The organism is Bacillus sp. X1(2014), from assembly GCF_007678255.1.
This window is the reverse complement of the sequence record NZ_VEED01000014.1, coordinates 95,075-112,177: the sequence shown is the minus strand read 5'-3', so window position 1 is coordinate 112,177 and position 17,103 is coordinate 95,075. Positions and strand designations below refer to the sequence as shown.

The 17,103-nt window shown below is 40.1% G+C and carries 20 protein-coding genes; 16 read left to right on the top strand and 4 right to left on the bottom strand.

The annotated features are described in order from the left end of the window. Positions 1 to 33: 33 nt before the first annotated feature. The 12 genes from FS608_RS21765 to yunB all read left to right on the top strand — a co-directional run bounded on the left by FS608_RS21765 (position 34) and on the right by yunB (position 11,742). Complete coding sequence (locus tag FS608_RS21765; RefSeq protein ID WP_144554713.1) at positions 34 to 663, top strand: methionine ABC transporter permease; 630 nt, start codon at positions 34 to 36, stop codon at positions 661 to 663. Positions 664 to 676: 13 nt separating this feature from the next. Further along, positions 677 to 1,522, top strand: a complete 846-nt coding sequence (locus FS608_RS21760; RefSeq protein WP_144554676.1) for a MetQ/NlpA family ABC transporter substrate-binding protein — start codon at positions 677 to 679, stop codon at positions 1,520 to 1,522. A gap of 380 nt (positions 1,523 to 1,902) precedes the next feature. Next, complete coding sequence (sufC, locus tag FS608_RS21755) at positions 1,903 to 2,688, top strand: Fe-S cluster assembly ATPase SufC (protein ID WP_026567865.1); 786 nt, start codon at positions 1,903 to 1,905, stop codon at positions 2,686 to 2,688. 21 nt (positions 2,689 to 2,709) lie between these two features. Beyond that, the gene (gene sufD / locus FS608_RS21750; protein ID WP_144554675.1) at positions 2,710 to 4,020 is read left to right on the top strand and encodes a Fe-S cluster assembly protein SufD; all 1,311 of its coding nucleotides are present in this window, start codon (positions 2,710 to 2,712) and stop codon (positions 4,018 to 4,020) included. Further along, positions 4,020 to 5,249, top strand: coding sequence for a cysteine desulfurase (locus FS608_RS21745; protein WP_144554674.1), 1,230 nt, complete (start codon positions 4,020 to 4,022; stop codon positions 5,247 to 5,249). Before sufD ends, FS608_RS21745 begins: the two co-directional genes overlap by 1 nt. Then, positions 5,239 to 5,676, top strand: a complete 438-nt coding sequence (sufU, locus tag FS608_RS21740; protein ID WP_144554673.1) for a Fe-S cluster assembly sulfur transfer protein SufU — start codon at positions 5,239 to 5,241, stop codon at positions 5,674 to 5,676. The genes FS608_RS21745 and sufU overlap by 11 nt, the downstream gene beginning before the upstream one ends. Before the next feature lie 55 nt (positions 5,677 to 5,731). Beyond that, positions 5,732 to 7,129, top strand: coding sequence for a Fe-S cluster assembly protein SufB (sufB, locus tag FS608_RS21735; RefSeq protein WP_026567869.1), 1,398 nt, complete (start codon positions 5,732 to 5,734; stop codon positions 7,127 to 7,129). A gap of 287 nt (positions 7,130 to 7,416) precedes the next feature. Next, on the top strand, positions 7,417 to 8,262 hold the full coding sequence (locus tag FS608_RS21730) for a DUF72 domain-containing protein (protein ID WP_144554672.1): 846 nt from the start codon (positions 7,417 to 7,419) through the stop codon (positions 8,260 to 8,262). Between the two features lie 21 nt (positions 8,263 to 8,283). Then, complete coding sequence (locus FS608_RS21725; RefSeq protein WP_144554671.1) at positions 8,284 to 9,105, top strand: sulfite exporter TauE/SafE family protein; 822 nt, start codon at positions 8,284 to 8,286, stop codon at positions 9,103 to 9,105. Between the two features lie 7 nt (positions 9,106 to 9,112). After that, entirely contained in the window at positions 9,113 to 10,465 is a 1,353-nt protein-coding gene (locus FS608_RS21720; protein ID WP_144554670.1) for a bifunctional metallophosphatase/5'-nucleotidase, read from the top strand. Between the two features lie 65 nt (positions 10,466 to 10,530). Next, the gene (locus tag FS608_RS21715; RefSeq protein ID WP_144554669.1) at positions 10,531 to 10,833 is read left to right on the top strand and encodes a YunC family protein; all 303 of its coding nucleotides are present in this window, start codon (positions 10,531 to 10,533) and stop codon (positions 10,831 to 10,833) included. 117 nt (positions 10,834 to 10,950) lie between these two features. Then, positions 10,951 to 11,742 carry a sporulation protein YunB gene (gene yunB / locus FS608_RS21710; protein WP_144554668.1) on the top strand — a complete coding sequence of 264 codons (792 nt, stop codon included), beginning with the start codon at positions 10,951 to 10,953 and terminating at the stop codon, positions 11,740 to 11,742. Positions 11,743 to 11,763: 21 nt separating this feature from the next. On the opposite strand, the gene FS608_RS21705 is transcribed toward yunB, so the two are convergent. Next, positions 11,764 to 12,762, bottom strand: coding sequence for a M23 family metallopeptidase (locus tag FS608_RS21705; RefSeq protein ID WP_395947806.1), 999 nt, complete (start codon positions 12,760 to 12,762; stop codon positions 11,764 to 11,766). 201 nt (positions 12,763 to 12,963) lie between these two features. Here FS608_RS21705 and lipA point away from each other — a divergent pair, with 201 nt between their 5' ends. Next, entirely contained in the window at positions 12,964 to 13,881 is a 918-nt protein-coding gene (lipA, locus tag FS608_RS21700; protein ID WP_144554667.1) for a lipoyl synthase, read from the top strand. Positions 13,882 to 13,917: 36 nt separating this feature from the next. On the opposite strand, the gene FS608_RS21695 is transcribed toward lipA, so the two are convergent. Beyond that, on the bottom strand, positions 13,918 to 14,556 hold the full coding sequence (locus FS608_RS21695; RefSeq protein WP_144554666.1) for a YhcN/YlaJ family sporulation lipoprotein: 639 nt from the start codon (positions 14,554 to 14,556) through the stop codon (positions 13,918 to 13,920). A 124-nt stretch (positions 14,557 to 14,680) separates the two neighbouring features. On the opposite strand from FS608_RS21695, the gene FS608_RS21690 reads away from it, so the two are divergent. Continuing rightward, positions 14,681 to 14,947 carry a YutD family protein gene (locus tag FS608_RS21690; RefSeq protein ID WP_395947805.1) on the top strand — a complete coding sequence of 89 codons (267 nt, stop codon included), beginning with the start codon at positions 14,681 to 14,683 and terminating at the stop codon, positions 14,945 to 14,947. 28 nt (positions 14,948 to 14,975) lie between these two features. Here the strand turns inward: FS608_RS21690 and FS608_RS21685 are convergent, their stop codons facing one another. Further along, on the bottom strand, positions 14,976 to 15,266 hold the full coding sequence (locus FS608_RS21685; protein ID WP_144554664.1) for a cytosolic protein: 291 nt from the start codon (positions 15,264 to 15,266) through the stop codon (positions 14,976 to 14,978). Between the two features lie 57 nt (positions 15,267 to 15,323). Further along, positions 15,324 to 15,590 carry a DUF3055 domain-containing protein gene (locus FS608_RS21680; RefSeq protein ID WP_144554663.1) on the bottom strand — a complete coding sequence of 89 codons (267 nt, stop codon included), beginning with the start codon at positions 15,588 to 15,590 and terminating at the stop codon, positions 15,324 to 15,326. 232 nt (positions 15,591 to 15,822) lie between these two features. Between FS608_RS21680 and FS608_RS21675 the strand changes: the two genes are divergently transcribed. Together FS608_RS21675 and FS608_RS21670 are read left to right on the top strand one after the other, a co-directional pair. Beyond that, on the top strand, positions 15,823 to 16,260 hold the full coding sequence (locus tag FS608_RS21675) for a DUF86 domain-containing protein (protein ID WP_144554662.1): 438 nt from the start codon (positions 15,823 to 15,825) through the stop codon (positions 16,258 to 16,260). Between the two features lie 69 nt (positions 16,261 to 16,329). Further along, positions 16,330 to 17,094: a TIGR01457 family HAD-type hydrolase gene (locus tag FS608_RS21670; RefSeq protein ID WP_144554661.1), complete on the top strand. Its 765-nt coding sequence runs from the start codon at positions 16,330 to 16,332 to the stop codon at positions 17,092 to 17,094. Positions 17,095 to 17,103 lie beyond the last annotated feature (9 nt).

Here is a 17,103-nt window from a genome sequence, read left to right as displayed (position 1 = left end):
AAACCGTATTTCGAAGATTTTGATTGGCCGGCGATGTGGGAAGCAACTAGACAAACTCTTTATATGACGGGGATTTCCGTTGCTGCCACATTTATACTGGGAATCCTTCTAGGATTGTTATTATTTCTAACTTCAAAAGGAAGCCTGTGGAGTAATAAACCAATCAATGTGATCATTAGTGGTATAGTAAATATTTTTCGTTCCATCCCATTCATTATCTTAATTGTCTTATTAATTCCATTTACAACGATTATTTTTCAAACCATGATTGGTGAAAATGCGGCGTTGCCAGCATTAATTATTGGTGCCGCACCATTTTATGCAAGGATGGTGGAAATTGGCCTTAGGGAAATTGATAAAGGCGTAATTGAAGCAGCAAAGTCAATGGGTGCTACAACTGGTACGATCATTTGGAAGGTTCTTTTACCAGAATCAATGCCAGCGCTGGTCTCTGGGATAACCGTAACGGCGATTGCTCTTGTTGGTTACACAGCAATGGCAGGAGTTATTGGAGCAGGTGGGTTAGGAAACCTTGCCTATCTTCAAGGCTTTCAACGAAATCAAAACGACGTAACCTTAGTCGCAACAATTATCATTTTAATTATTGTGTTTATCATTCAGTTTATCGGTGATTTTATCACTTCAAAATTAGATAAAAGATAAAGGAGAGGTCAAAATGAAAAAATTATTAAGTTTATTGCTAGCATTATCAATCGTATTTGTTGTCGCAGCTTGTGGCAAGTCAGAGGAAAAATCAGAAGGCACTACTGGTGGTAAAGAAGCTAAAACAACAAAATTAGTTGTTGGAGCATCTAACGTGCCCCATGCTGAAATCTTAGAAAAAGCGAAACCACTATTAAAAGAAAAAGGCATTGACTTAGAAGTTAAAACATTCCAAGATTATGTATTACCAAACAAAGCATTAGCGTCTAAAGAACTTGATGCAAACTACTTCCAACACATTCCTTACTTAAATTCTCAAAACAAAGAGAATGGTTATGGCTTTGTGAACGCTGGCGGAATCCATATTGAGCCAATTGGTGTTTATTCTAAGAAATACAAAAAGCTAAGTGATCTTCCAAAAGGTGCACACTTAATCATGAGCAACTCAGTAGCTGACCATGGCCGTCTTCTTTCTTTACTTGAAAAAGAAGGTGTTATCAAATTAAAAGAAGGCATTGATAAAACAAAAGCAGAATTAAAAGATGTTGTTGAAAATCCTAAAAACATAAAGTTTGATACAAATTATGAAGCTGCTTTACTTCCAAAAATCTATAATAATGGCGAAGGCGACGCAGTCCTAATCAATTCTAACTATGCTATTGATGCAGGCTTAAACCCAGTTGAAGATTCCATTGCAATTGAAGACAAAGAATCGCCATATGTAAACGTGATTGCTGTCCGCAGCGGTGACGAAAATAAAGAAAGCATCAAAACACTTGTAGAAGTACTTCATTCAAAAGAAATCCAAGACTTCATCCTTGAACAATACAAAGGTGCCGTTGTACCGGTCTCTGAATAAGTTATAAATAGGTAGAAAGTCAGTGTGGCAACACTGGCTTTTTCTTTGCCATTGTCTAAAGCGGTATACATTTATACCGTTTCATTGGGTAAAAATAGAAAGACCATTAGACTTGAATTCCATTGGCAAAAAGTAAAAAAATAAGGTATGATTTTACTCGGGTGAATTTTTCCTAAATAGAATTAATCAGAATTTTCATTAAAAGTCACTTTTCATTCTCATTTGGTACTAGCTTAATGAAAATAGATGCTATGTTTTTACTGTTTTAGAGTTGCTAATACATTTCATTTGTTATAAGATTGGAATGAGAATAAAATGAGAATAGGGTTATCAAATGACCCGATTACATGATACAACACTTTCTCTTTGGAGGTATAGATATGGCTGGATCAACGTTAACGATCAAAGATTTACATGTAGCAATTGATGGGAAAGAAATTTTAAAAGGTGTCAACCTTGAAATAAAGGGTGGAGAAATCCACGCAATCATGGGACCAAATGGAACAGGTAAATCCACTTTATCTTCTGCCATTATGGGTCATCCAAAATACGAAGTAACAAGCGGATCTATTACTCTAGATGGACAAAATGTCCTTGAAATGGAAGTGGATGAGCGCGCGCGAGCTGGACTATTCCTAGCAATGCAATATCCAAGTGAAATTAACGGCGTAACAAATGCCGATTTTTTACGTTCAGCACTAAATAGCCGCCTAGGTGAAGGAAATGAAATTTCATTAATGAAGTTTATCCGTAAAATGGATAAGCAAATGGAATTCCTTGAAATGGACCTTGATATGGCACAACGGTATTTAAACGAAGGCTTCTCCGGCGGTGAGAAAAAACGTAACGAAATCTTGCAATTAATGATGTTAGAACCAAAAATCGCGATCTTAGATGAAATTGACTCCGGGCTAGATATTGATGCTCTGAAGGTAGTCTCAAAAGGAATCAATGAAATGCGCGGCGAAGATTTCGGATGCTTAGTGATTACACACTATCAACGACTTTTAAACTATATCACTCCAGACCATGTGCATGTAATGATGCAGGGCCGTGTTGTAAAATCAGGCGGACCTGAACTAGCACAACGCTTAGAAGCTGAAGGATATGACTGGATCAAACAAGAACTTGGAATTGAAGATGAAACAGTTGGGCAAGAAGCGTAAGAGAGGGTTAGGAGGATTACAATGACAACAGAAATCAAATTATCATTTGATCAGGAAAATGTTCGCTCTTTTTCAAAAGAAACAAGCGAGCCTGCTTGGTTTGAGGAGCTCCGTCTTAAGGCATTAGCTGATTTTGAGCAACTTCCAATGCCAAGACCTGATAAAACAAAGATTGATAAATGGAACTTCACCCAGTTCACTCAACATACGGTAACAAGTGCTCCCATCAATTCTCTGGCTGAATTACCAGAAAAAGTAAAAGAATTAATTGACATGGAAGCCGAAAATAAAAATTTATATATTCAACGAAATCAAACTCCAGCTTTTTTATCTTTATCTGAAGAACTAAAAAGCCAAGGTGTTATTTTTACAGATATTTTTACCGCTGCAAAAGAACATGGTGACGTCCTGAAAAAGTATTATCTAACTCAGGCCATCAATGCCGATGAACATCGCTTAACAGCTCTAAATGCGACCCTAGTTAACGGAGGAATTTTCTTATACATTCCGAAAAATGTAGAAGTTTCTGAACCTATTCAGGCAGTGTTTGTGCAGGATGATGCCGAGGCGAATTTATTTAACCATGTAATTGTTGTTGCTGAGGATAATAGTGCAGTGACATATGTTGAAAACTACATTTCCACTGTGGAAACTTCTAATGCATTAGTTAATATTTTGACTGAAGTCATTGCAAATGTTAACGCGAGTGTACGGTACGGTGCTGTTGATACCTTGGCTAAAGGTATTACTACGTATGTAAATCGTCGCGGCGTTGCTGGCAGAGATTCTAAAATTGAATGGGCCCTTGGTTTAATGAATGAAGGGAATACTATTTCAGAAAATACCACTAACCTTCTTGGCGATGGTTCGTCTGGCGATACAAAAACGGTGGTTGTCGGACGTGGCGACCAAACGCAGAACTTTACCACAAAGGTTGTTCACTTCGGAAAACATACCGTAGGAAATATCATGAATCATGGTGTTGTTAAGGATAGTGCTACATCAATTTTTAATGGTATTGGTAAAATTGAGCATGGTGCATCTAAATCGGATGCAGAACAAACATCCCGTGTGCTGATGCTAAGTGAAAAAGCACGTGGCGACGCCAACCCGATTCTTTTAATTGATGAAGATGATGTCGTAGCTGGTCACGCAGCATCTGTAGGTCGTGTCGATCCTGTTCAACTCTATTACTTGATGAGCCGAGGAATTCGTAAAGAAGAGGCAGAACGCTTAGTTATTCATGGATTCTTAGCCCCAGTTGTTAACCAGTTACCAATTGAAGGAGTAAAGAAACAGTTAACTGAAGTAATTGAAAGGAAAGTACGCTAATGAATATCAGGGATATTCGCGCACAATTTCCAATCTTAGATCAAGAAGTCAATGGGAAGCCATTAGTATACTTGGATAGTTCAGCAACATCTCAAAAACCCATCCAAGTAATCGAGGCGATTGAAAAATATTATCGTGAAATCAATTCCAATGTCCACCGTGGTGTGCATACACTAGGTACAAGAGCAACTGATGCTTATGAAGGGGCAAGGGAAAAGGTTCGTAAGTTTATCAATGCCAAGTCTATTCAAGAAGTGATTTTTACAAGAGGAACAACAACCGCTCTTAATACCGTAGCTGCAAGCTATGCGGCGGCGAATTTAAAAGCAGGCGATGAAATCGTCATTACGTATATGGAGCACCACAGTAATATCATTCCGTGGCAGCAAGTGGCGAGACGAACTGGTGCTCAGTTGAAATACATTCCATTACAAGAAGATGGAACCATTTCACTCGATGACGTTCGTGCAACCATTACTCCAAACACGAAAGTTGTTTCTGTTATGCAAGTATCCAACGTCCTTGGCGTTATCAATCCAGTCAAAGATATTGCGCAGATTGCTCATGAAAACGGGGCAATTATGGTAGTCGACGGGGCACAAAGTGCGCCGCATATGAAGATTGATGTTCAAGATTTAGATTGTGATTTTCTTGCTTTTTCAGGACATAAAATGTGCGGCCCAACCGGCATTGGTGTACTTTATGGAAAAAAACATCTGCTCGAGAACATGGAACCAATCGAGTTTGGCGGCGAAATGATTGATTTCGTGCAATTGTACGAATCAACCTGGAAGGAACTGCCGTGGAAGTTCGAAGGCGGAACACCAATTATTGCTGGGGCCATTGGTCTTGGAGCAGCCATCGACTTTTTAAATGAAGTGGGCTTAGATCAGATTGCCGAGCATGAACATCAACTTGCTGCTTATGCTTTAGAAAAAATGGCAGCAGTTGAGGGAATGACTATTTATGGTCCACTTGACCCAGCAAAGCGGGCAGGACTGGTTACCTTTAATATCAGTGATGTTCATCCACATGATGTGGCAACTGTTCTAGATGCAGAAGGAATTGCGGTTCGTGCTGGACATCATTGTGCCCAGCCGTTAATGAGATGGCTAAAAGCCTCTGCAACAGCTCGTGCCAGTTTTTACCTGTATAATACAGAAGATGATATAGATAAACTTGTTGAAGGACTTGTTAAAACAAAGGAGTATTTCAGCGATGTCTTCTAATTTAGATAATCTTTACCGTCGGGTGATAATGGACCATTATAAAAATCCACGTAATCGTGGCGTTTTAGAGGATGGCAGTCTGACGATTAATATGAATAACCCAACATGTGGGGACCGGATTCAATTGACCCTTAAGGTGGTTGATGGAATCGTGGTTGACGCAAAGCAAGAAGGCGAAGGCTGTTCGATTTCCATGTCATCCGCTTCAATGATGACCCAGGCGATTAAAGGGAAAACGATTGAAGAAGCGTTAAAACTTTCAACAATCTTTTCTGACATGATGCAAGGCAAAGAGTATGACGAAGATATCGATTTAGGTGATATCGAGGCACTTCAAGGGGTAGCCAAATTCCCAGCCCGCATCAAATGTGCAACATTAGCTTGGAAAGCAATGGAAAAGGGATTGAAAAACGAGGACAAAGAATAGGATGAAATAGGGCATTTTTAGGCCTTATTCGTTTAAGAAATGGAGGAACACGACGATGGCGAAAAAAATGCCGGAAATCGGTGATTATAAATATGGTTTTGCCGATAAAGACGTTTCCATATTCCGATCTAAGCGTGGTTTAACATCTGAAATTGTAGAAGAAATTTCTAAATTGAAGAATGAACCACAATGGATGTTAGACTTCCGTTTGAAGTCGCTTGAGCATTTTTACAAAATGCCAATGCCACAATGGGGCGGCGATCTAAACGCATTAAACTTTGATGAAATTACTTATTATGTAAAACCATCTGAGAAATCTGAGAAGTCTTGGGATGAAGTACCTGAAGAAATCAAGGCTACTTTCGATAAACTAGGAATTCCAGAAGCGGAGCAAAAGTACCTTGCTGGGGTATCTGCTCAGTATGAATCTGAAGTAGTTTATCACAATATGAAGGAAGAACTTGAAGATCTAGGTATCGTCTTTAAAGATACGGATTCTGCTTTGAGGGAAAATGAAGATATTTTCCGCGAACACTGGGCAAAGGTTATCCCGCCAACAGATAACAAGTTCTCAGCCCTTAACTCGGCTGTTTGGTCTGGCGGCTCGTTCATCTATGTACCACCGGGTGTGAAAGTGGATACGCCGTTACAGGCATATTTCCGCATTAACTCAGAAAATATGGGTCAATTTGAACGTACGTTAATCATTGTTGATGAAGGTGCGCATGTGCATTACGTTGAGGGTTGTACAGCACCAGTTTATACAACCAACTCCCTGCACAGTGCCGTCGTTGAGATTGTGATTAAAAAGGATGCATACTGCCGTTATACCACGATCCAGAACTGGGCGAACAACGTCTTTAACCTTGTTACTAAGCGTGCGGTTTGTGAAGCAAACGCTACAATGGAATGGATTGATGGTAACATCGGTTCAAAATTAACGATGAAGTATCCAGCCGTTATTTTAAAAGGTGAAGGCGCACGTGGGATGACACTTTCTATTGCGATTGCTGGTAAAGGTCAACACCAAGATGCAGGTGCAAAAATGATTCATTTAGCACCTAATACATCATCAACAATTGTTTCGAAATCCATTTCTAAGCATGGCGGTAAAGTAACATACCGCGGTATCGTTCACTTCGGTCGTAAGGCTGACGGTGCCCGTTCTAATATCGAATGTGATACATTAATCATGGATAACAAGTCGACATCAGATACGATTCCTTATAATGAGATCTTAAACGATAACATCTCACTTGAGCATGAAGCGAAGGTTTCTAAGGTTTCTGAAGAGCAGCTCTTCTACTTGATGAGCCGTGGTATTTCAGAACAGGAAGCAACTGAAATGATCGTTATGGGCTTTATCGAGCCGTTTACAAAAGAATTACCAATGGAATATGCCGTTGAAATGAACCGTCTTATCAAGTTCGAGATGGAAGGCTCAATTGGTTAATAGTTTTAATTAAAAACCCGCTTGCCGAGGATGGCAGGCGGGTTTTTTGTGCTGGTGATTGGGGTTTCTTTCGGATGGGATTGGGTTACTCTCTGATAAGGTAAATTTACTCTCAATAGACACATAACTGGCGGTTAGCGAGACTTTACTGGCGGATAGCTCCGCATTACTGGCGAAAGCTCAAAATACTGGCAGATAACCCCCAAAAACTGGCGACAACCTCCTTTTCAAAAATTACCACCATCCAAAAATGGTTATGCTATTATTAATAGTTGGAGGTGAGTTTTTTGATCTATATCGGCGTAACGGGCTGGGGCGATCATGATAGCTTATATCCAGGTCAGATATCCTCACGGGACAAGCTAAAAGCCTATGCAGGCCATTTTCCGATTGTTGAAGTAGATTCGGCCTTTTATGCGATTCAGCCGAAAAGAAATGCGGAAAAGTGGGTCAATGAAACACCGGCTGGCTTCCAGTTTATCGTCAAAGCCTACCAAGGAATGACCGGACATATGCGCGGAGAAATTCCGTTTGAAAATAAACAAGCGATGTTTAGAGATTTCAAAGAATCACTCGAGCCATACATAGAAACCAATAAATTAGCCATGACCCTCTTTCAATTTCCACCCTGGTTTACGTGTACGAGAGAAAATGTCCAATACCTAAGATGGTGCAAGCAGGAAATGGGGGATATCCCATCTGCATTAGAATTCAGACACCAATCCTGGTTTGCCCCCCAATATTGTCAAAAAACCATCGAGTTTATGACGGAACGAAAATGGATACATAGCATTTGCGATGAACCACAATCAGGAGAAGGGTCCATCCCAACGGTATTGCAGTCTACCACCCCTGAGAAGGTCCTCGTCCGTTTTCATGGCCGTAATCTTCATGGCTGGCAAAAACGAGTGGGAGTGGATTGGCGCGAGGTTCGGTATCTATACCGCTATAACCAACAAGAGTTAGAAGAATGGGCAAACTCCATTCAAGAATTAGCCAAAGACTCGAAAGATATCTATCTCCTTTTTAACAACAATTCTGGCGGAGATGCAGCTGATAATGCAAAGGAGATGATCAATCTTTTGCAGCTCGTATACAAGGGGCTCGCTCCACGCCAGTTGGATTTACTATAAAAAGTTAGGAGAAGAAATAACATGGAATGGATCTTAATCGTAATTATCGGTATACTCGGAAGCTCATTAGGTTCGCTCATTGGTTTAGGCGGCGGGATTGTAATTGTTCCCTCATTACTTTATTTATCAACACTGTCAGCCTTTGGGCATATAACACCACAGGTCGCGGTGGGAACTTCCCTTTTTACGATGATTTTTACAGGACTTTCTTCCACCATAGCGTATATGAAACACAAGACCATTGATTATAAAAGCGGCTTGATTTTTCTGATTGGCAGCGGTCCCGGAAGTATCGTGGGCGCGTGGGTAACAGAAGGATTACATATGAAGACCTTCAATATCTTTTTCGGTCTATTTATTATTTTTGTTTCGATTATTTTATTACTAAAGGACAAATTAAAACCATTGCCATATAAGAAGGACAGGGGAATCGTCCGCACGTTTACCGATAATCGAGGTAATACCTCAGAATATGGATATAATCCAGTTATCGCCGTTCTGATTGCCTTTGTTGTGGGGTTTATATCAGGGATTTTCGGGGTAGGTGGCGGCTCCTTATTGGTTCCAACGATGATTTTGATTTTCTTTTTTCCGCCTCATGTAGCTACGGCAACATCGATGTTTATGATTTTACCAACCTCATTACTGAGCTCGATTACGCACATTACCTTAGGAAATGTTGACTGGATGTACTCCCTGGCATTAGTTCCAGGGGCATGGATCGGGGCTCAAATAGGTGTTTATTTAAACACAAAGCTTAAGAGTAAAACGATAGTCTTAATGTTACGGACGATTCTCATCGTTGTTGGGATTCGTTTAATTTATCAAGGAATTTTTGGGTAGGTACAGAATGGAAACCATACATATTTATCATACAAATGATGTCCACAGTCACATAGAAAATTGGCCGCGTATAAAGCAGTTCCTGGCTGATAAACATGAAAACCATCAACAAAAAAATGAGGATGTGTTTCTCTTTGACATTGGCGATTTTATTGACCGCTGGCATCCCTTCACCGAGGCTACCAAGGGAAAAGGAAACATCGACCTTTTAAATGAAAGCCAGTATACAGCGGTAACAATCGGCAACAATGAAGGAGTTAACCTTCCCTATGACGACTTAAATACGCTTTATGAACATGCACACTTTGATGTATTAGTAGCAAATCTTTATCAGCCCAACGAAGGATATCCTACCTGGGTAAAGCCATATAAGGTATATCAGACGAAAAAGGGAACGAGGGTGGGTGTCATCGGTTTAACCGCCCACTTTGCCCATCTCTATGGATTATTAGGCTGGAAGGTAACTGAACCGATCAATGAGCTAAAGAAATGGCTGGATCCATTAAAAGCCGAATCGGATATCATCATTTTACTTTCCCATCTCGGCCTGAATGAGGATGAATCGATTGCAGCAGAATTTCCTGATATTAATGTCATCTTAGGCTCACACACACACCACTTTCTTGAAAAAGGAAAATTCGTAGGTAATACCCTCCTTGGCGCGGCTGGAAAGTATGGACAATTTGTTGGTCACATCACACTAGGTGTAAACGAACAAAAATCGATTACAAGTAAAGAAGCCATTCTATTTGACACGAAAGAACTACCGATGGCTCACAATGAGCAGGAACTAATAGACGCGTATTTTTCAAAAGGAAAAGCCTTATTAAATCAAAAAGTAACTACCTTAAAAACACCACTTAAAACCGACCTGTTTAAGGAAACGGAATTTTCTCGAATGCTCAGCGGGGCTTTAAGGGAATGGTGTCAAACCGATTGTGCGATGATTAATGCGGGACTCCTCTTAGGTTCTTTAGAGGATGATGTAACAGTATACGATTTGCTAAAGATCTGCCCGCATCCGATAAATCCATGTGTAGTGAAACTGACCGGTCTTGAATTAGAAAAGGTATTGTGGGAATCAAAAAATGAAGAGTTAGTCCATAAACACATTAAAGGTCTTGGATTTAGAGGGACTCTATTAGGGGTATTTGTCTACGACCAAATTAGCTTCCAGGATGAAATCATCCTCGTAAATGGAATGCATTTGGATTATGAACGCAAATATAGTTTGGCTCTTCCGGATATGTTCACATTTGGTCACTTTTTCAAAGAGATACTGCCACATAAGGAAAAGAAATACTTCTTACCGGAATTTCTTCGCGATATCTTAAAGTGGAAATTACAAAGGCAATCATAGCCCCTAAACACGCTTTTTCCTTTCTAATCATAATGTGATAGGGAGGAAAGGAGTGTGGGGAATCTGTGGTTGATCTTTTACCCATTAATATAAATGGACATATGTTTATCGGTGTTTCAGTGTTACTTCCGAAAACAACCTTGCTATCGGTCTCAAATGATAAAGGGTATATCATGTGCGGTGCCTTAGACGTAGGTTTGTTAAATGAAAAGCTAAAGGACCGCAAAATAATTGCCGGCCGTGCCGTCGGAGTAAGGACCATTGAACAGCTTCTGAATGCCCCGTTAGAGTCTGTTACTGCTGAGGCAGAGGAATTAGGGATTCATCCTGGCATGATTGGCAGAGACGCATTATTAAAAATGATCTAAAAAGCTTGCTAGAAACAGCAAGCTTTTTTATTGATAACCATTACCCAATATTTTAGCCACTTTTTTAGGCTAGTTCCTCTTTTTAAAGCATACATATAGCTTGAAGGGGTGATTTTCTTGGCGAAGTTTCGCAGACGGCGGCCTAAAAAGGGACCGCTGCCTTTCCGTTATGTCATGCTATTGACGTTTGTCTTTTTTCTATTCTCTACCGCGACTGGATTATGGCTTGTAAATAAGGGGATTGAACCTACCTTGATGAGAATTGCTACCTCTGAAACCCGAAATATTGCATCATTGGTCATAAATAAGGCGATCACAAAACGGACAACTGATACTGGGGAAGACAATGAAGTCATTGTAATTCTGCCAAGTGAAAATGGAAAGGCGTCAAACGTCAAACTTAATACCGTTTATATAAACCGGGTTTTAGCGGAAACAACTGCACAAATTCAAAAGAACTTGAAAGCAGCCAAAAAAGGCGATCTTTCCTCACTGGAGCAGTTAACTGATGTAGAAATAGAAACGCAAAATTCGAATAAGGAAGACGGGATTATGTGGTACGTCCCGCTCGGTCAAGCAACCAATATTTCATTATTAGGAAATATAGGACCGAAAATTCCAGTCAAGTTTCATGCCATTGGTGAAGTGGAGCCAGATGTAAAAATTGAAACGAAAGAAGTAGGGATTAATAATACCTGGGTTGATGTTTCGATACATATCGAAGTATCTGTCCAAATCATTACACCGTTTGCTACGAAAATCACCAAACTGACACAAAGTATCCCTGTTGATGGTTCGCTCATCCAAGGAGATGTTCCGCAATTCTATAATGGCGGCAGCGGGATAACCCCATCGATTCAACTTCCTGATAAACAGACAGACACGAAGAAATCAGACACGAAGAAATAGGACGTTCCACAGTGGAAAGTCCTATTTTTTGCGTGCATTCATCCGTTCCATCCGCTTCCATTTTGCTAAATGCGGATAAGGATCAAAAGACCATTCGGTGACACCGTTGTCTTTGTACATCCCGTAATGTAAATGGGGAGGGAATTTTCCTGAGGTTCCAGGAGGGCCATAACCAGAACTTCCTACACCGCCAATTAGCATTCCTGGCTCAACCACTTGACCGATTTTTAAATCCTTAGCAAAACCACTTAAATGGGCGAAATAATGATAGGTATTATTAATATCGCGAATACCGATTCTCCAGCCGCCAAACTTATTCCAGCCTTTCATTTCAACAATCCCATAGTTCGTTGCTCGAACAGGAACGCCGTAACCAGCAAAGATATCAGTACCCTCGTGTATCCTGCGGCCGCCCCAGCCGCGGGCAGACCCCCACGTGCTTCGGTAACTGTGATTACTGCGAATTGGGACAGGAAATACTTGAGTATCTAAGTCAATCCGACCGAAATGCCGATATATTTTTGCTTTTCCAGCAATGATACTAACCGTTTTATCACGATGATAATAATTCCATAAGCCGATTTTTATATTATCATGATCGACACCGTATGATAGGAGATATTTTGCAAACGCATAGAGGACATCCTCATCATTTTTAGCACTTGCTTTCCCATCCCCATCCCCATCTACTCCTTTTCCATCAAAAAATTGAATCGTGGCTGGGTTTTCTTCCATAGGATTTGGATTGGTTAATCCAGACCACTCTTCCGGGCGAAAATAGATGCCGATCACACTATCTGGTTTAGGTAAGTCTCTGCGGACCTGGCGGATGCTTCTTTCGTATTGATCAATGGCCGCTAAATAGTACCAAGGAATTTGTGTAACGGTTTCCACCTTCTTATACAGCTTCATTCGTTCTTGGTATGGATTCGGTTCATTTGCAGCGGCACTAACGTCCGTAACAGCCAATGAAGTGCTAAAGAATAAAAGAAAAGTTCCCAATAATAGAACTACCCGCACAAGAATCCTCCTTCCAATTAATGTACAAGGTTAGTTTATGTTTTATAAACCATTTCATTATGGTTAATAAATGGTAAACAATATTTTTTGCCGATGGAACAGTTCATCATAATAATTAACCCGATATGCTTGTCGATATTTTTTTAGTATGTTAAAGTGACAATGAGGATCCATTTCTAGCTTCAAGGGGTGTAGCAATTAATGAGTAAGAAAGAAGATATTTTACGAAAACCGGATTGGTTAAAAATAAAACTTAACACAAATGAGTCCTATACGGGCTTGAAGAAAATGATGCGTGAAAAAAACCTTCATACGGTTTGTGAAGAAGCACGCTGCCCTAATATTCATGAATGCTGGGCAGAAAGACGTACGGCTACTTTCATGATCCTTGGTGATACATGTACACGCGCATGCCGTTTCTGTGCAGTTAAAACTGGATTGCCAACAGAGTTGGATTGGCAAGAACCTGAAAGAGTGGCGGACTCCGTTCAATTGATGAACTTAAAACACGTCGTGGTCACCGCAGTAGCTCGTGATGATCTTAGAGATGGCGGAGCAGCTGTTTTTGCCGAAACAGTCCGCGCTATTCGCCGCAAAAATCCATTTACAAGCATTGAAGTGCTTCCATCTGATATGGGCGGGAAAGAAGAAAATTTACGTCTGTTAATGGATGCAAAACCTGATATCTTAAATCACAACATTGAGACGGTTAAACGGATGACCCCTAGAGTAAGAGCTAGGGCGAAATACGATCGTTCCCTTGAATTCCTCCGTCGTGCTAAAGAAATGCAGCCGAATATTCCAACAAAATCGAGCTTAATGGTTGGACTTGGTGAAACAAAGGAAGAAATACTTGAAGTGATGGATGATTTAAGAGCAAATCATGTCGATATTATGACTATTGGTCAATATCTACAGCCGACAAAAAGTCATCTTAAGGTTGAAAAATATTATAGCCCAGATGAATTTAAAGAATTACAGCAAATTGCATTAAGCAAAGGCTTTAGTCATTGTGAAGCAGGTCCGCTAGTTCGGTCCTCCTATCATGCTGACGAGCAAGTGAACGCAGCAGCGAAACACAAGCAAATGCTTGGGGAAGAAAAAGCTCAAGAAGCCTAAAACAAAGAGTTCAGTCAAGTTGACTGAACTCTTCTTTTATCGATTGTCCCTGCCCATATTGTCGTCCGCAGTTCGCCCATTTTCGTCCTCACTTGCATTTATCCGCTGCCCTTGTGGTGATTTTTTCATCTGTGTAATTAGCCCATTGACCAAATTACGGGCATTTCGGCTTGTGGAATCAACGTTTGCCAAATTTTCTACGTCTCTTCTTAACACTTTATTGTCAGTAACATAGACATGGTAATACCTTGGAACGACGGACATTGCTGATTTTTTCACTTGATCAGCAGTCAAATTGCGGTCTTTTGAATCGGTACTATAAGCAATTAACACTTCTTGGTCAGTAACAAGTGTGGATACATCATGTACATTGGGAATATCTGTACTTAATTTACTAATAATATTGGCCGCCTGTTCACGGTCTAATGCAGAATAATGGTCATTAGCCATATTATCGTTCATTAGCGGACTTTTTTGATGACGTACGAAGCCGTAATTGTTACTCACATTACGCATCCCACGGCTTGCTCCTTCATTGTAGAGGTCATGCCTTTTATTGTTGACATTAATGGTATTACCGCTTTCTTCATAGACATCTCGGTTGCTCATATCCTTAGTACAGCCTGTTAAAGCCGTTACCGTACATAATCCCAAGATGATGACTAATTTTTTCAATTTAAACACCTCCTTTTCTTAGAATAGCCAATAAGGTGATTTTTTTTCTTAGTAATTGATGGGGAATCGGTTATAATGGGTAGTAGGAATTAGCTGGCAAAAGAGGTGAAATATCTTGATAATAATGAACAACGCCGTTTATGAAATCGTCCAAGAACACCGAAACGGATTTAATGAAGAAGCCCTTAAAGCGAGATTTAGTGATATTCTAACAAGATATGATTATGTAGTGGGGGATTGGGGATATGGACAACTCCGATTAAAGGGGTTTTTCGATGACCAAAACCAAAAAGCTACTTTCGATACAAAAATTAGCACACTAAGTGAATATCTGTATGAATACTGTAATTTTGGCTGTGCCTATTTTGTCTTGAAAAAAGTGAAAAAATAAAAGAAGGGCCAAGCTTGCTGGCCCTTCTTTATGTTGATTCACTATATGGCGGCTGCTGGTCTGCTTCGGGGTCATCATGGGTTGGATGGGCCCCGTCCATTTGCCGAGGAAGATCTTGATGAAGGGTTTTATTTTCATAATTAAAGGCACTGTAAGGCCGTTGCCCTTCTTTCCATGGTGTGCTTTTGTTCTCAACTGGTTCGTCTTGACGAATGGCAGAGCCAAAAGGACCTTCTGGAAATTCTTCTGCTGTAAGAAAGTTCCTTTGTTTTTCAACATTGGATAAATCCGTATACTTTTCTTCTTCATTTTTTGTCATACTTACGCCCCCTTTAGGATTATTATTTTCAAAGGGAGCATAATTCATGTCGAACCATTACACTAATTCCATTAAAAAGGATCTTAATTCCTCCGCATCTTCTTCATTTAATTGAAATGCGAATTCTAAATATCCTTCCTCTTGCAAATCATCTAAGCCAATAATTGCAAAACGGCTTCCTTGCATATCAAGAACAAGATGCTTTCCATAATGACGGTCACTTTGAACAATCGCTAAATCAAAGCGCTGATTTTCGCCGACAAAGCTGACAAATCTTGTTTTTGTATCTTCTGTATCATCGTATAAGAAAAAACGTTCACTCATTTAATGGTCTCCTTTAATAAAAATAGATATTTTTAGACATCTTCTATATAGTAACAAATAAAACCAATCAAGGGGAGTAAAGATTTATACACAATTTTCAAAGTTTTATCAATCGAAAAACGCGAAGGCTGTCAAATTATGTTACAATAAATTTGGAATCTGGAAAGTTCTATGCCTGACCGTCTGCGCTTGCAAAGATATACGATCTTAGAAAAATGGAGAAGGTGCTCATATGTATTTTGTTGATCGAGAAAAAATTGAAGAGATACTGAAATTTTTAGAAATGCAAATTCAACTATTCTTAAGTCAAAAAGAGTGGTCCAACCCACTTGAAAAGGCAGCATTAGAGCGTGTGAACCATATGATGATTGAGTCCGTTTTGGACGTCGGAAATGCAATGATTGATGGGTTTATTATGCGCGACCCAGGCAGTTACGAAGACATCATTGATATCTTAATGGATGAAAGAGTTATTTCATCTGAAACTGGAAATAGTTTGAAAGTCCTGATTCAATATCGAAAAATGCTTGTCCAATCTTATACAGATGTTAATCATCACGAACTTCAAGAGATGTTTACCAAGCATTTACATGAGTTAGGGAATTTTGCCTCCAACGTTCGTGAATATCTTACCACAGAGTTAGGACCAGTTTCAGCGTTTAGAAATTGATAATATATTAAGACCGTTATGCACGGTCTTTTTGTTATATATGGAAAAAAACTTTTTGGAGTGAGAGATATGAAAAATTACAAAGGTTATTTAATTGACTTAGATGGAACCATGTATAAGGGGTCAGAGCGGATCGAAGCCGCGTCAGACTTTGTAAAAAAACTCCGGGATCAACAGATACCCTATCTTTTTGTTACAAACAATTCCTCAAGGACACCAGCACAAGTTGCTGATAAGTTGACCCAGTTTGACATCCCAGCGGAAGAAAAGCAGGTGTTCACAACAAGCCAAGCGACGGCTAACTATATATATGAACGAAAGAATGATGCGCGCATTTATGTGATTGGGGAAGAGGGGATACGGACAGCAATAGAGGAAAAGGGACTGCAATTTGCCGGAGAAGATGCTGAGTTTGTCGTGGTAGGAATCGACCGGGAAATCAGTTATGAAAAATTGACCGTTGCCTGTTTGGCCGTCCGCAACGGAGCGACGTTCATTTCTACTAATGGAGATATCGCGATCCCTACAGAAAGAGGCTTGGTTCCAGGGAATGGTTCACTAACTTCCGTTATTACCGTTTCTACACAAACCAAACCGATTTTTATTGGCAAACCCGAAGCAATCATCATGGAACAGGCTTTAAAGGTACTTGGAACACCGAAAGAAGAGACATTAATGGTCGGGGACTATTATGACACGGATATTCTAGCAGGCATGAATGCCGGGATGGATACCTTACTAGTACATACAGGGGTAACCACGAAAGAATTGCTTTCCGGCTATGACCGGATGCCAACCTACACCGTTGATTCCTTAGATCAATGGGAAATTTAAAAAGGATGG

Excerpts from the sequence above, each read along its gene's own strand:
- FS608_RS21765 (WP_144554713.1), top strand. The coding sequence starts at position 34 with ATGTGGGAAGCAACTAGACAAACTCTTTATATGACGGGGATTTCCGTT.
- FS608_RS21760 (WP_144554676.1), top strand. The coding sequence starts at position 677 with ATGAAAAAATTATTAAGTTTATTGCTAGCATTATCAATCGTATTTGTT.
- sufC (WP_026567865.1), top strand. The coding sequence starts at position 1,903 with ATGGCTGGATCAACGTTAACGATCAAAGATTTACATGTAGCAATTGAT.
- sufD (WP_144554675.1), top strand. The coding sequence starts at position 2,710 with ATGACAACAGAAATCAAATTATCATTTGATCAGGAAAATGTTCGCTCT.
- FS608_RS21745 (WP_144554674.1), top strand. The coding sequence starts at position 4,020 with ATGAATATCAGGGATATTCGCGCACAATTTCCAATCTTAGATCAAGAA.
- sufU (WP_144554673.1), top strand. The coding sequence starts at position 5,239 with ATGTCTTCTAATTTAGATAATCTTTACCGTCGGGTGATAATGGACCAT.
- sufB (WP_026567869.1), top strand. The coding sequence starts at position 5,732 with ATGGCGAAAAAAATGCCGGAAATCGGTGATTATAAATATGGTTTTGCC.
- FS608_RS21725 (WP_144554671.1), top strand. The coding sequence starts at position 8,284 with ATGGAATGGATCTTAATCGTAATTATCGGTATACTCGGAAGCTCATTA.
- FS608_RS21720 (WP_144554670.1), top strand. The coding sequence starts at position 9,113 with ATGGAAACCATACATATTTATCATACAAATGATGTCCACAGTCACATA.
- lipA (WP_144554667.1), top strand. The coding sequence starts at position 12,964 with ATGAGTAAGAAAGAAGATATTTTACGAAAACCGGATTGGTTAAAAATA.
- FS608_RS21690 (WP_395947805.1), top strand. The coding sequence starts at position 14,681 with ATGAACAACGCCGTTTATGAAATCGTCCAAGAACACCGAAACGGATTT.
- FS608_RS21685 (WP_144554664.1), bottom strand. The coding sequence starts at position 15,266 with ATGACAAAAAATGAAGAAGAAAAGTATACGGATTTATCCAATGTTGAA.
- FS608_RS21680 (WP_144554663.1), bottom strand. The coding sequence starts at position 15,590 with ATGAGTGAACGTTTTTTCTTATACGATGATACAGAAGATACAAAAACA.
- FS608_RS21675 (WP_144554662.1), top strand. The coding sequence starts at position 15,823 with ATGTATTTTGTTGATCGAGAAAAAATTGAAGAGATACTGAAATTTTTA.
- FS608_RS21670 (WP_144554661.1), top strand. The coding sequence starts at position 16,330 with ATGAAAAATTACAAAGGTTATTTAATTGACTTAGATGGAACCATGTAT.